The sequence below is a fragment of the Mycolicibacterium parafortuitum genome (genome assembly GCF_002086815.1).
GTDB classification, from domain to species: domain Bacteria; phylum Actinomycetota; class Actinomycetes; order Mycobacteriales; family Mycobacteriaceae; genus Mycobacterium; species Mycobacterium parafortuitum.
In genome coordinates this window covers 69448-82716 of sequence record NZ_MVID01000007.1, presented here as the reverse complement: position 1 = coordinate 82716, position 13269 = coordinate 69448, and the positions used below count along the sequence as shown (strand labels likewise).

15 protein-coding genes are annotated in these 13269 nt (G+C 69.9%); 13 read left to right on the top strand and 2 right to left on the bottom strand.

Going from position 1 to position 13269, the window contains the following annotated elements; all coding sequences use genetic code 11:
* Positions 1-48 precede the first annotated feature (48 nt).
* Positions 49-747: an MBL fold metallo-hydrolase gene (locus BST38_RS10690; protein WP_083143275.1), complete on the top strand. Its 699-nt coding sequence runs from the start codon at positions 49-51 to the stop codon at positions 745-747.
* Between the two features lie 26 nt (positions 748-773).
* Here BST38_RS10690 and BST38_RS10685 read toward each other — a convergent pair whose 3' ends face one another.
* Positions 774-1691: a LysR family transcriptional regulator gene (locus BST38_RS10685; RefSeq protein ID WP_083143274.1), complete on the bottom strand. Its 918-nt coding sequence runs from the start codon at positions 1689-1691 to the stop codon at positions 774-776.
* A 48-nt stretch (positions 1692-1739) separates the two neighbouring features.
* Here BST38_RS10685 and BST38_RS10680 point away from each other — a divergent pair, with 48 nt between their 5' ends.
* A complete protein-coding gene (locus BST38_RS10680) occupies positions 1740-2552 on the top strand; it encodes an enoyl-CoA hydratase/isomerase family protein (RefSeq protein ID WP_083143273.1) in 813 nt (270 codons plus the stop codon).
* A gap of 64 nt (positions 2553-2616) precedes the next feature.
* On the opposite strand, the gene BST38_RS10675 is transcribed toward BST38_RS10680, so the two are convergent.
* The gene (locus tag BST38_RS10675) at positions 2617-3414 is read right to left on the bottom strand and encodes an SDR family NAD(P)-dependent oxidoreductase (RefSeq protein WP_083143272.1); all 798 of its coding nucleotides are present in this window, start codon (positions 3412-3414) and stop codon (positions 2617-2619) included.
* A gap of 103 nt (positions 3415-3517) precedes the next feature.
* On the opposite strand from BST38_RS10675, the gene fabG reads away from it, so the two are divergent.
* The 11 genes from fabG to BST38_RS10620 are packed head-to-tail and all read left to right on the top strand — an operon-like array spanning position 3518 to position 13267.
* A complete protein-coding gene (gene fabG, locus BST38_RS10670) occupies positions 3518-4246 on the top strand; it encodes a 3-oxoacyl-ACP reductase FabG (protein WP_083143271.1) in 729 nt (242 codons plus the stop codon).
* Positions 4243-5010 carry an enoyl-CoA hydratase/isomerase family protein gene (locus BST38_RS10665; protein WP_083143270.1) on the top strand — a complete coding sequence of 256 codons (768 nt, stop codon included), beginning with the start codon at positions 4243-4245 and terminating at the stop codon, positions 5008-5010. The genes fabG and BST38_RS10665 overlap by 4 nt, the downstream gene beginning before the upstream one ends.
* Positions 5007-5810, top strand: a complete 804-nt coding sequence (locus tag BST38_RS10660; protein ID WP_083143269.1) for an enoyl-CoA hydratase/isomerase family protein — start codon at positions 5007-5009, stop codon at positions 5808-5810. The genes BST38_RS10665 and BST38_RS10660 overlap by 4 nt, the downstream gene beginning before the upstream one ends.
* Positions 5807-6619, top strand: coding sequence for an enoyl-CoA hydratase/isomerase family protein (locus tag BST38_RS10655; RefSeq protein WP_083143268.1), 813 nt, complete (start codon positions 5807-5809; stop codon positions 6617-6619). Before BST38_RS10660 ends, BST38_RS10655 begins: the two co-directional genes overlap by 4 nt.
* Complete coding sequence (locus BST38_RS10650; protein ID WP_083143267.1) at positions 6616-7866, top strand: aromatic ring-hydroxylating oxygenase subunit alpha; 1251 nt, start codon at positions 6616-6618, stop codon at positions 7864-7866. Before BST38_RS10655 ends, BST38_RS10650 begins: the two co-directional genes overlap by 4 nt.
* Complete coding sequence (locus BST38_RS10645) at positions 7863-8390, top strand: aromatic-ring-hydroxylating dioxygenase subunit beta (protein ID WP_083143266.1); 528 nt, start codon at positions 7863-7865, stop codon at positions 8388-8390. Before BST38_RS10650 ends, BST38_RS10645 begins: the two co-directional genes overlap by 4 nt.
* A gap of 23 nt (positions 8391-8413) precedes the next feature.
* Complete coding sequence (locus tag BST38_RS10640; protein ID WP_083143385.1) at positions 8414-8653, top strand: hypothetical protein; 240 nt, start codon at positions 8414-8416, stop codon at positions 8651-8653.
* Positions 8650-9858, top strand: coding sequence for an acetyl-CoA C-acetyltransferase (locus tag BST38_RS10635; RefSeq protein WP_083143265.1), 1209 nt, complete (start codon positions 8650-8652; stop codon positions 9856-9858). Before BST38_RS10640 ends, BST38_RS10635 begins: the two co-directional genes overlap by 4 nt.
* A gap of 8 nt (positions 9859-9866) precedes the next feature.
* Positions 9867-11195 (top strand): OB-fold domain-containing protein, encoded by a 1329-nt coding sequence (locus BST38_RS10630; protein ID WP_237160740.1) that lies wholly within the window; start codon positions 9867-9869, stop codon positions 11193-11195.
* Entirely contained in the window at positions 11185-12378 is a 1194-nt protein-coding gene (locus BST38_RS10625; RefSeq protein WP_083143263.1) for an acetyl-CoA acetyltransferase, read from the top strand. Before BST38_RS10630 ends, BST38_RS10625 begins: the two co-directional genes overlap by 11 nt.
* Before the next feature lie 28 nt (positions 12379-12406).
* Entirely contained in the window at positions 12407-13267 is an 861-nt protein-coding gene (locus BST38_RS10620; RefSeq protein ID WP_083143262.1) for an SDR family NAD(P)-dependent oxidoreductase, read from the top strand.
* Positions 13268-13269: the final 2 nt, after the last annotated feature.

Here is a 13269-nt window from a genome sequence, read left to right as displayed (position 1 = left end):
GGGCGGCAAACCACGGCTCAGGTGCGCTGTCGCAGTACCGTCCCAGGGGTGGCGGCATTGATCTGGGAGCGGATCAGCGAGCACGTGATTCGCTGCCGGCTGCCGTTCTGCGACGTCACGGTCGGCGCCGTGCACGCCGACGGTTCGGCACTCGTGGTCGACACCGGCACCACGCTGTCTGAGGCGCATGCGGTGGCGCACGACATCGCCGAGCTCACCGGCTGCACGGTGCGCCATGTCGTGCTGACGCACAACCACTTCGACCACATCCTCGGGCACTCGGTGTTCGCCGCCGCGACGACGTTCTGCGCCCCCGAGGTGGTGACCGCGCTTGCCGAGCGGCACGCGTGGCTACGTGCCGACGCCGTGACACACGGGGCGGACCCGGTCGAGGTCGATGCCGCGCTGGCCGCGGCGGTGCCGCCTCGGTACGCGCAGGCCGCCGGGAACCTCACCCTCGCCGAGGACGTCACGGTGCGGATCGTGCATCCGGGCCGCGGACACACCGACCACGACCTGGTCGTGCTCGTCGCCGACGGGCCGCACACCGTGGTCTTCTGCGGGGACCTCGTCGAGGAGTCCGGAGATCCGTGCGTCGACGATCAGTCGGACCCGGCGGCCTGGCCGGCGACCCTGGACCGGCTGGCCGCCCTGGGTGGCCCGGGCGCGCGGTACGTCCCGGGGCACGGCGCGGTGGTCGACGCGGCCTTCGTGCACCGGCAGGCGCGCTGGCTCGCCGCGCGATGACGGTCGGTGTCCGTCCCGGCGTCCGATCAGCCGCCGTCGGCCTGGGGCCGCGGCCACCGCAGGTGCTGTGGCGCGCCAGGGGGCGGCCGCATCCGGTCCAGGATGGCCCGCAGCGGTGACCACGCCGAGCGGCCCTTCCTCGTCACCGCGTAGGCAGTCAGCATCACGTCGGGATTGTGCAGCGGAAGCACGGTGACCCCGGGGCCGGTGGGCCTGCCGAGCGGAAGCAGTCCCACTCCGAACCCGCCGACGATCAGGTCCTCGACCAGATCGAGGCTGTCGATCTGGTGGGCGACCGCCGGCGTGAACCCGGCCAGCGACGCCAGGGTGCGCACCGCCGTCTCGTCGGCGGTGTTGCGTGAGTTCACGATCCAGGGGGAGTCGGCGAACGCGGTGATCCCGGCTCCGGCCGGTGTGTCGGCAGGCACCCCGAGGCCCCACCCGGTCGACCACAGCGGCATCGTCTCCAGTGCGGGTCCCGGCGACGCCGGCGCCAGGTTGTAGTCGTAGGTCAGCGCGAGGTCGAGGTCGTCGGCGGCCAGCAACGTGAACGCCTCGGTCGGCTCGTACTCGCTGATCACCACCTCCACGTTGGGGTAGCGCATCCCGAGGTCGGCGACGATCGGCAGCAGCGAGACCCGGATACCGGTGGCGAAGCCGCCCACCCTGACGGTGCCCGCGGGTTCGGCGTCGGGGTCGAAGTCGAGTCGCGCGGCGTCGACCGCCGCGAGGATCGTCACGGCGTGGTCGGCGAGCCGGCGTCCGGCCGGGGTCAGCCGCACCCGGCGCCCGTCCGGCTCGATCAGCTGGGCGCCGGTGTCGCGGGCCAGCGCGGCGATCTGCTGCGACACCGTGGACGTGGTGAGCCGGTACTCGTCGGCCACCGCCCGCATGGAGCCGAGCCGCGACAGCGCCAACAACAGTTCCAGCCGCCGGGTGTCCATCCTTGGATTGTCCCCAGTGCGCGCCGTGCCGGTCGGTAAGTTCGCCGCATGACCGACCTGACCGTCTCTGTCGCGCACGGGGTCGCGGTGCTGACGCTGAACAGGCCGCAGCAGCGCAACGCCTACACCGCCGAGATGGGTCAGCTGCTCAACGCCGCCTACCGGGTCTGCGACGACGACGACGCAGTTCGCGCGATCGTGCTGACGGGTGCCGGTGACGCGTTCTGCGCCGGAGCCGATATGGCTTCCCCGGCCGGGCCGTTCGAGGCCGGCGCAGCGGGCTTCACCGCATCGCCGACCGATCCGGCGGCGTTCGAGCTGCGAACTCCCGTGATCGCCGCGGTCAACGGCCATGCGATCGGCATCGGGCTGACGATCGCGCTGCAGGCCGACCTGAGAATCATGGCTACAGATGCGAAATACGCTGTGGCGCAGGTGCGCCGCGGTGTCCTCGGTGACTGCATGTCGCACTGGACGCTGCCCCACCTGGTCGGCGGCGCGGTAGCCGCGGATCTCCTGCTGACCGGTCGGACCTTCGACGGCGCAGAGGCCGAGACGCTCGGGATCGCGAACCGGGCGTTGCCCGCCGAGGAGGTGTTGGATACCGCGATGGGGATTGCCCGCGACATCGCGGTCAATGTCGCCCCGATGTCGGCGGCGCTGAGCAAGCGGTTGTTGTGGGACACCATGACCAACGGTTACAGCGCCCGGCAGGTGGCGCGGTTGGAGACTGACCTGCACCACCGGGTGATGGGCAGTGCCGACGCACGCGAAGGCGTCGCGGCATTCCGCGAGAAACGCGCCCCGCGGTGGAGCGCATCGGTGTCGGGGGAGTGGGAGCCGATACCCGAGCCGGACTGAGGCCCGACTCGGGCGCGCTGGGCGCACTCTCGACGGCTACGGCATGGTGGCTAGGGCATGGGGGCTAGGGCATGGTGTAGCCGCCGCTGACCGAGATCATCTGGCCCGTGACCTGCCGCGCCGCCCGCGGCGAAGCGAACCACAGCACCGCCCGGCCGACGTCCTCCGCGGTCGTCAGACGCCGCATCGGGGTGTCCTTGAGCATGAAGTCGATCTGATTGGGGTTGAACACCTCGTCCTGGCCTACCGACCACAGGCTCTTCTCGCCGACCGCATCGGGCCCCTCGGGGATGACCAGGCCGGGGCACACGATGTTGGACCGGATTCCGTGCCGTCCGTGTTCGCGTGCCGTGGTGCGGGCCAGCGCCACCATCGCGGCCTTGGACGCGCCGTAGACGGCCTGGCGGATCTGGCCGAATGCGGCGTCGCTGGCGATGTAGATCAGCGATCCCTCACCGGCTTCCTTCATCGGCCCGATCGCGGCCTGGGTGGCGGCCAGTGCGGAGAAGAAGTTGATCTCGATGGTGCGCTGCCACTTGTCGCGGTCGGTGTCGGTGGCGACGAAGCCGGGCACGCTCCAGCCGGCGTTGTTCACCAGGACGTCGATTCCGCCCCACCGCTCGACCGCGCGGCCGACCGTGACTTCGGCTGCGCCCTCGAGCGTCAGGTCGGCAATCACCACCTCGACGTCCTGCGCGCCGCGTTCGAGCGCCTCGGCACGCACCTTCTCGGCCTGCGCCTCGTCGATGTCGTTGATGACGATCCGGGAGCCCTCCGAGGCGAACTCGTGCACGATCCCGCGGCCGATGTTCGACGCCCCGCCGGTGACGACCACCCGGGCACCTGCCAGTCCCAGATCCATCTGATAGCTCCTCGCCGGCGTTCTTGAGCGACACGCCCTCATTGGTTTAACTTAGATTAGAAATTATGATTAAATTTGTCTACAACCGCGCTTAGGAGTCCAGATGACGTTGCTCGACGGCAAGGTTGCTGTCGTGACAGGTGCGGGCCAGGGAATCGGCGCCGAGATCGCCCGTGAACTGGTCGCACATGGAGCGCAGGTGGTGATCGCGGACCTCGACGGGGACGCGGCACACTCGGTCGCCGAGGAGTTGAGCGGGACCGGTGTCGCCTGCGACGTCACCTCCGAAGAGGCGATGCACGCGTTGGTGGCCGACACCGTGCGGGCGCACGGACACCTCGACCTGTTCGTCAACAACGCCGGCACCACCCGGGACGCGTCGCTGAAGAAGATGTCGGTCGCCGACTTCGACGCGGTCGTCACCGTCCACTTGCGCGGCACCTGGCTCGGGGTGCGGGAAGCGTCGGCGGTGATGCGCGAACAGAAATCCGGAAGCATCGTCAACATCTCGTCGCTGTCGGGCAAGTCCGGCAATCCGGGGCAGACCAACTACAGCGCGGCCAAGGCGGGGATCGTGGGCCTGACCAAGGCTGCCGCTAAAGAGGTTGCGCACCACAATGTTCGGATCAACGCCGTGCAGCCGGGCCTGATCCGGACCCCGATGACCGCGGCCATGCCGCCCGAGGTGTTCGCCGAGCGCGAGGCCGCGGTGCCGATGAAGCGGGCGGGGGAGCCCAAGGAAGTGGCCGGCGCGGTGGTGTTCCTGGCCTCCGAGCTGTCGAGCTACATCACCGGCACCGTCCTTGAGGTCGGCGGCGGGAGATACATGTGAGTGCCGTGCAGGCGGTGGCCGACGGCCCGATCGGCCGGATCACCCTGAACCGGCCCGACAAGATGAACTCGATCACGGTCGGCCTGGCCGCCGAACTGACCGAGGCCCTGCGCCTGCTGGGCCGTGACGAGGCCGTGAACGTCATCGTCGTGCGTGGAGCTGGTGGAAATTTTTGCGCCGGAGGCGATTTCGACGAGGTCGAGCGGCTGCGAGCGCAGGGGCCGGAGGCGCTGGAGGGGTTGTTCACCACGTTCCGTGCGGCGTGTGACAGCGTCGCGGGCGTCGCGGTGCCCGTGGTGGCCGTAGTCGAGGGGGCCGCGGCGGCCGGGGGGTTCGAGTTCCTGCAGGCCGCCGACATCGTGCTGGTCAGCGACACCGCGCGGATCGCCGACAACCACGTCCGGTTCGGAATGATTCCCGGCGGCGGAAGCACCGCCCGGCTGCCCCGCCTCGTCGGACGCCAGCAGGCGATGGGTCTGCTGCTCTCGGGTGACCGGCTGAGCGGGCGCGACGCCGTTGCTCTCGGTCTGGCGTACCGGTCGTTTCCTCCGGAGACCTTCGACGCCGACGTCGAGGCGTTCCTCGGCGCGCTTGCCGGCCGCAGCCGCCGCTCCACCACCACAATCAAACGACTGGTGGACAACGGATTACGCGCCACACTCGACCAGGCACTGACCAACGAGACGGATGCGGTCGTCCGTCACATCATCGGAGACGGCGCGGACGCCGCCGCCGCGTTCGAATCCAGGGAGGCCCGCGCATGACCACCGGTATCGATACCCACGTGCTGCTCGACGTCGATGACGCCGGCATCGCGCGGCTGCACCTCAACCGGCCCGACATCTCCAACGGGCTCAACGTCGAGACGCTCAAGGCGCTGCACGAGGCGGTGCTGCGCTGCCACGCCGACCCGGCGGTGAAGGTGGTCCGGTTGTCCGGTGCGGGCCGGAACTTCTGTGCGGGCGGCGACATTCACACGTTCGAGTCCAAGGGTGAGGCCCTGCCGGATTACCTGCGGGAGGCGACCGCGTGGCTGCAGCTGGCCACCGCGGCGCTCATCCAGCTGCGGGTGCCGGTGGTCACCTCGGTGCAGGGGTTCGCCGCGGGAGGGGGCGGACTGGGCCTGGTGTGCGCGTCCGACATCGTGGTCGCCGCGCGTTCGGCCAAGTTCTTCTCCGGTGCGGTGCGCGTCGGGATGGCCCCCGACGGCGGGTCGTCGGTGACGCTGACGCAGTTGGTGGGATTGCGGCACGCGCTCCGCATCCTGCTGACCAACCCGACGCTGGGCGCCGAGGAGGCCGCGAGCATCGGCCTGATCACCGAGGTCGTCGACGACGAGCAGTTCAGCGCCCGCGCCGACGAGATCGCGACGCAGCTGGCGGCCATGCCGACGTTGGCGTTGTCGGCGACCAAGCGGCTGGTCTGGACCGGCCTGGGTGCCCCGGTGGAGGCCCGGCTCGCCGAGGAGTCCCGCACGGTGTCCGAACTGTCCGGCACCGCCGACGCGCTGGAAGGTCTGCGCGCGGTCATCGAGCGCCGCCCGCCGAGGTACACCGGCAAATGAGCATCGTGGCCGACGACCGCGGTGCGGTCATTCTCACCGACGACCGCGGTGCGGTCCGGATCATCACGCTGAACCGTCCGGACGTGCGCAACGCGATCGACATCCCGCTGCGACTCGCCCTGCGCGAGGCCATCGACACTGCCGACGCCGACACCGCGGTGCGAGCCATCGTGCTCACCGGTGCGGGCTCGGTGTTCTGCTCGGGCGGCGACATCGCCACGATGCAGCGGATGGACCGCGACGCGGCCACCGAGCGTGCCGAGTCGGCGCAGGCCGTCATCCGGGCCATCTGGTCGACCCCAAAGCCGGTGCTGGCCGCTGTCGAGGGCGCCGCCTACGGCGCGGGCACGTCGCTGGCCGCAGCGTGCGATCGTGTGGTGGCCGCCGCCGACGCCCGATTCGCGACCACCTTCACCAACGTCGGGCTCGCCGGCGACATGGGGGTGTTCGCGTCCCTGCCCCGCCGGATCGGGATTCCGCGGGCACGGCAGATGCTGACCCTCGGCACCCCGGTGGACGCCCGGCAGGCGTTCGACTGGGGACTCGTCGACGCGCTCGCCGAACCCGGAGCGGCGCTGGACGCCGCGCTGGCCGACGCCGAGCGGCTGGCGGTCAAGCCACCGGCGGCTCTCGGCGTGATCAAGACGATGCTCGCGGAGGCGCCGACCCTGCATCCGTACGGCGTGCTCAGCCGCGAGGCCGCCTACCAGGCCGAGCTGTTCGGCAGCGACGACTTCGCCGAAGGGGTCGCCGCCTACCGCGAGAAGCGTCGACCCGTGTTCGGACAAACCCAAGGAGGTCGCTCATGACATCGGTCATCGGAAGCCGCTACGACCGGCTGATCCAGCATGATCGGGTGCACGGCTCCCTCTACACCGATCCGTCGATCTTCGCCGAGGAACTGGAGAAGATCTGGTATCGCACATGGGTTTTCGTCGGGCACGAGAGTGAGGTCGCCCGGGCAGGCGATTACGTCCGCAAGAAGCTCGGGACGCAGGACATCATCATGACCCGCGACCGCGACGGGCAGCTCCACCTGCTGCTCAACCGGTGCGCGCACCGGGGCAACCAGGTGTGCGACGACGCGAAGGGCAACTCCGGGACGTTCCGCTGCCCGTATCACGGCTGGACCTTCCGCAACAACGGCGACCTGATCGGGTTCCCGTTCTTCAAGGGCTACGGCGATCGCAAGCTCGACCTGCCGATGGGCCGGGTGCCGCGGATGGACACCTACGGCGGGTTCGTCTTCGGCAGTTTCGCCGCCGACGGCCCCAGCCTGGTCGAGCATCTCGGCGACGCGGCCGGGGAGATCGACCGGTTGACCCGGCTCTCGCCCGAGGGCAGGGTCGAGTTGAACGCCGGCTGGCTGCAACACCGGTCCCGCTCGAACTGGAAGATCCCGGCCGAGAACGAAACCGACGGATATCACCCGCAGTTCGTGCACGGCTCCATCTTCGGGGTGACCGGCAGCACCATCGGTCCGCTCTACAGCGACTCGTCGACCGCGGTCACCCGCGACCTCGGCAACGGCCACAGCGAGAACGACCTGCGTCCGGAGTTCCGCAAGCACGCCACGCCGATGCGCTGGTTCGGCACCACCGAATCGCGGGTGCCCGACTATGTCGCCGCGATGCGCGCCACCTACGGCGACGACGCGGAGCGGATCCTCATCGAGGGAGCACCTCACGTGATGATCTTCCCGAACCTGTTCATCGCCGAGATCCAGGTGTTCAACATCCAGCCCGTCGCGGTCAACGAATGCGTGCAGTACGCGACCGCGGTGCAGCTCGCCGGTGCGCCAGAGCTGAACCGGCGCATGGTTTCCCAGTGCATCGGATCGGTCGGGCCTGCGGGCATGCTGCTGGCCGACGACACCGAGATGTACGAACGCAACCAGCAGGGGCTGGAGGCCCGCAACCCCGAATGGCTCGATATCCGTCGCGGCCTGAACCGCGAAACCACCGACGAGCGAGGACATCCCGTGGGCACCGCCACGGACGAGACCGGAATGCGTGCGTTCTGGTCGCAGTACAAGAAGCTGATGGAGACGCCGTGACCGCCGCGACGAGCACCGACCTGATTCCCGTACCCGAGGAATTCGACCGCTACGAGGTCGAGCAGTTCCTGTTCCGCGAGGCGCGCTACGCCGACGAGAACGACTACGACGCCTGGGAAGCGCTGTGGACCGACGACGCGCTGTACTGGGTGCCTGCCGGTGGCGCGGACATCGACCCGAACCGGCAGATGTCGATCATCTTCGACAACCGCAGCCGCATCTCCACCCGCCTGAAACAGGTCCGCACCGGCCGCCGGTACGCGCAGGCCCCGCCGTCCAATCTGCGCAGGCTGATCACCAACATCGAGTTCCTGGGGGGCCGGCCCAACGCCGGCGGGGGTGTCGACCTGGAGATCGGCGCGAACTTCCTGGTGCTGGAGTCGCGGGCCCGGGGCAACGAGATCTGGGGCGGCAGGACCACCTACCGGTTGCGTCGTGAGGGCGACCGACTGCGGCTGGCCTACAAGAAGGTCGTCCTGGTCGACAACGACAAGCCGGTCCCGACGCTGGGTTTCCTGATTTGAGCCAGGACAGCGTCGGGCAGGACATGGGCATTCACCTGGACCCCACGCACGGACCGCTCATCGGCAGCGAATTCGCCGAGGTGTCCGTGACCTTCGACGTGGAGGGCAACTCGCCGCGGCTGCGGCTGGAGGACCTGCGTACCGGGCGGGTGCGATTCCTCGACGCACTGGAACTGGAGACCATCGTGTGGCTGCCCCCGGAACGGCTGGATGCGCTGCTGGATCCGTCGGCGGACCGCTGGCGGGGGGAGGGGGAATCGTGAGGCGGGCCGCGATCGTCGCACCGCTGCGCACCGCGGTCGGCACCTTCGGTGGCGCGTTGCGCCCGCTGCGGGCCGAGGACCTGGCCGCGCAGGTGGTCAAGGCCGTGGTGGAACGCAGCGCCGTCGAACCCGACCGCATCGAGGACGTGGTGTTCGCCCAGTCCTACGCCAACTCCGAGGCCCCGTGCATCGGGCGGTGGGTGGCGCTGCACGCGGGGCTGCCGATCACGGTGCCCGGGTTGCAGATCGACCGGCGCTGCGGCGGCGGGCTGCAGGCGGTGATCACCGCGGCGATGACCGTGCAGACCGGCGCCGCCGACGTGGTGCTGGCCGGTGGCGTCGAGTCGATGAGCAACATCGAGCACTACACCACCACCGCGCGGTGGGGCGCCCGCGCCGGCAACCAGACGCTCTACGACCGACTGGACCGTGGCCGTGAGATGTCGCAGCCCGCGTGGCGTTTCGGGAAGATCAGCGGAATGATCGAGACCGCCGAGAATCTCGCGAAGGACTACGGCATCAGCCGCGAGGCCGCCGACGAGTTCGCGGTGCGCAGCCACCGGCGCGCCGCCGCCGCCCAGCAGGCCGGGGTGTTCGCCGACGAGATCGTGCCCGTCGAGGTGCCGCAGCGCCGCGGCGAACCGACCGTCTTCGACACCGACGAAGGGGTGCGGCCGAACACCGACACCGAAACACTGTCGGGTCTGCGCACCGTGATGGCCGGCGGCACCGTCACCGCGGGTAACTCGAGTCAGCAGAACGATGCGGCCGCCGCGTGCCTGGTGGTCGCCGAGGATCGTCTCGACGACCTCGGGCTGGAACCGCTGGGCTTCTTCGAGGGCTGGGCCGCCACCGGCTGCGAACCGTCCCACATGGGCATCGGACCGGTCACCGCGGCGCAGAAGCTCTTGGCCAGAACGGGTTTCGGGTTCGACGACCTCAGTCTGATCGAGATCAACGAGGCGTTCGCGGTGCAGGTCCTCGCGGTGCTGTCGGGGTGGGGCGTCTCATTGACGGACGTCGACGAGCGGCTCAACGTCAACGGGTCCGGCATCTCGCTGGGGCATCCGATCGGCGCCACCGGGGTGCGGATCCTGAACACGATGCTGCACGAGTTGCGGCGACGCGGTGGCGGCCTGGCCCTGGAGACGATGTGCATCGGCGGCGGGCAGGGGATCGCCGCGCTGTTCCGGGGCGTGTCATGAGCAGTGCCGTGAGCAAGGGCCTGCTCGGCTACGCCACCTACGTGCCCTCGCACCGGCTGGGCCGGCGGGTGGTGGCCGGTTACGACGAGGACTCCACCACGATGGCGGTCGCCGCGGCGCACGCAGCACTGCCCCCGGGATTTGACCCCGGCGCTGTGCTGTTCGCGACCAGCAGCCCCGCCTACGCCGACAAGACCAACGCCACCGCGATCCACGCCGCGCTCGGTCTGCCCGAACAGGTTCTGGCGGCGGACTTCTGCGGCACCGGCCGCAGCGGGTTCGCCGCGATCCTGCTGGCCGCGCGGTCCGGTGGCCTCGCGGTGGCCGCCGACGTGCGGGTCGGCCGACCGGGTTCGGCCGATGAGAAGCTGGGCGGCGACGGCGCCGCGGCGCTGGCGTTCGGCGACGGGGAGCCGATCGCCGAGGTGCTCGGCACGGCGTCGCGCACCGCAGAGTTCCTGGACCGTTGGCGGGCACCGGGTTCGGTGACCGGGCAGCAGTGGGAGGAGCGTTTCGGCTTCGAGCGGTACAGCCCGCTGATCCGTTCCACGGCGGCCGACGCCCTGGACACGGCAGGTCTCGCCGATGCCGACCACGTCGTGCTGGCCTGTCCGAACTCGGCGGTGCTCAAGCGGGCCGGCTCCCTGGTCAAAGGCCAGAAGTCGACGGTGACCTCACCGGTCGGGTTCAGCGGCGCGGCCGACGCGGCGATCGCGCTGACCGGCGTCCTCGACGTCGCCGACCCGGGGGACACCATCCTGGTGCTGTCGGCCACCGACGGTTGCGACGCCCTGGTGTTGCGCACCACCGCCGCGCTGCCGGCAGCCCGCCAACCTACACCGCTGGCCATCCAGCTCGAAGGCGGTCGCCCGGTGCCGCCGCTGACCTATCTGTCCTGGCGCGGACTGGTCGAGATGGAACCACCGCGGCGTCCCGAACCGGACCGCGTCGCGGCCCCACCGTCGTCGCGGGCCGCGGCCTGGAAGTTCGGCCTCACCGGAACACGCTGCCGCCGATGTGGTTTCGTCCATCTTCCGCCCGCACGGGTGTGCCGCGGGTGTGCGGTGGCCGACGACATGGATTCGGTGCCGATCGCCGCGCGGGAAGGCACCGTCGTCACCTACACCGTCGACCGGCTGGCCTATTCGCCGTCGCCGCCGATGGTGCAGGCCGTCGTCGACGTCGACGGGGGTGGCCGGTGCACGGTGGAGGTGGCCGACGCCGACCAGGACGCGCTGCGGGTCGGGGCTCGCGTGCGCTTCAGCTTCCGGCGGCTGTTCACCGCCGGCGATGTGCACGACTACTTCTGGAAGGCGGTGCAAATCCATGGCCAGTAACGGCATCGCCGGCCGGGTCGCGGTTGTCGGCATGGGCTGCAGCCGGTTCGGGGAGCGGTGGGACGCATCCACCGAGGACCTGGTGCTGGAGGCCTACACCGAGTGCCTGACGTCGGCGGGGGTCACCCGCGACGATGTGGACGCCTACTGGCTCGGCACCCTGAGTTCCGGTATGTCCGGTCTCACGCTGAGCCGCGCGCTGGGCTCCGACGACAAGCCGGTCACGCGTGTGGAGAACATGTGTGCCAGTGGATCCGAGGCGTTCCGCAACGCGTGCTACGCGGTGGCGGCAGGGGCCTACGACGTCGCGATGGCGGTCGGGGTGGAGAAGCTCAAGGACTCCGGGTTCTCCGGGCTGTTGCGCCAGGATCCGCCCGGAGACGGCACGGCACCGGAGATCTCGATGACCGCGCCGGCGGCGTTCTCGCTGCTGGACCCGGCGTACTGCGCGAAGTACGGCACGGACCCCGACGAGATGCGCGCGGCGATGACGCACGTGGCGTGGAAGAACCACGCCAACGGAGCACGGAATCCGAAGGCACAGTTCCGCTCCCCGGTGGCCAAGGAGACGATCGGCAACGCCGCGAGGGTCGCGGGCCGCCTCGGGGTATTCGACTGTTCCGGCGTCTCCGACGGCGCCGCGTGCGCCCTGATCGTTCCGGCCGACCGAGCCCACGAGTACACCGACAACCCGATGTACGTCTCGGCGCTGTCACTGGTCGCGGCGTCGGGACGCGGAGCCCTCGATCCCGGGTACGACTACACCACCTTCCCCGAGGTGGTGCGCTCGGCCAAGGACGCCTACGCGCAGGCGGGCATCGACGATCCCCGGACCCAGCTGTCGCTGGCCGAGGTGCACGACTGCTTCACCCCGACCGAGATCGTGCTGATGGAGGATCTCGGGTTCACCGAGCCCGGGCGGGCCGTCAAGGACGTGCTGGCGGGCGAATTCGACAGTGACGGAGCACTTCCGGTGAACCCGGACGGCGGTCTGAAGAGCTTCGGTCATCCGGTCGGCGCCAGTGGGCTGCGGATGCTCTACGAGGCGTGGCTGCAGTTCCGTGGCCAGGCCGGGGAACGCCAACTGTCCGACCCGCACACCGCGCTGACCCACAACCTCGGCGGCCGTCCGGGCGGCTGCGTGTCGTTCGTCTCGGTCGTCACCCGCGAACAACATCGCTAAACCACATTCACACACAAGGAGTTCAGCAGTGCCAGGTGTAGCAGACAAGGTCGTCGTCGTGACCGGAGCCGGTGGCGGCCTGGGACGTTCCTACGCACGGTTCCTCGCCGGTAACGGTGCGCTGGTCGTCGTCAACGATCTCGGTGGCGCCCGGGACGGATCCGGATCCGGCAGCACCATGGCCGACGAGGTGGTCGACGAGATCCGTGCCGCCGGCGGCCATGCGGTCGCGAACTATTCCTCGGTGGCGACCCCCGACGGCGCGGCGGAGATTGTGCAGACCGCGCTGAGCGAGTTCGGTGCCGTGCACGGCGTCGTCAGCAATGCGGGCATCCTGCGCGACGGTGCGTTCCACAAGACGACCGACGAGAACTGGGACGCGGTGCTCAAAGTGCACCTCTACGGCGGCTTCAACGTGATCCGCGCGGCGTGGACCCACTTCCGGGAGCAGCAGTTCGGCCGCGTGGTGGTGGCCACCTCCACCAGTGGGCTCTACGGGAACTTCGGGCAGGCCAACTACGGCGCCGCCAAAGCGGGTCTGGTCGGCCTGATCAACACGCTGGCGATCGAGGGCGCGAAGTACAACATCACCGCCAACGCCATCGCGCCGCTGGCGGCGACCCGGATGACCGCCGACATCGCCCCGCAGGAAGTTCTCGACAAGCTGGATCCCGAACTGGTCGCCCCCGCGGTCGGCTATCTGGTCAGCGAGGAGAACCAGGACAGCGGGTCGGCGTTCGTGGTCGGCGGCGGGCTGGTGCAGCGCCACGCGTTGTTCCAGAACGACGGCGTCACGTTCGCCGCGCCGCCGACGCTGGCCGAGATCACCAGCCGATGGGGCGAAATCAGCGATATGGGCAACGCCAAACTCGGCAGCAACCCGGTGTAATC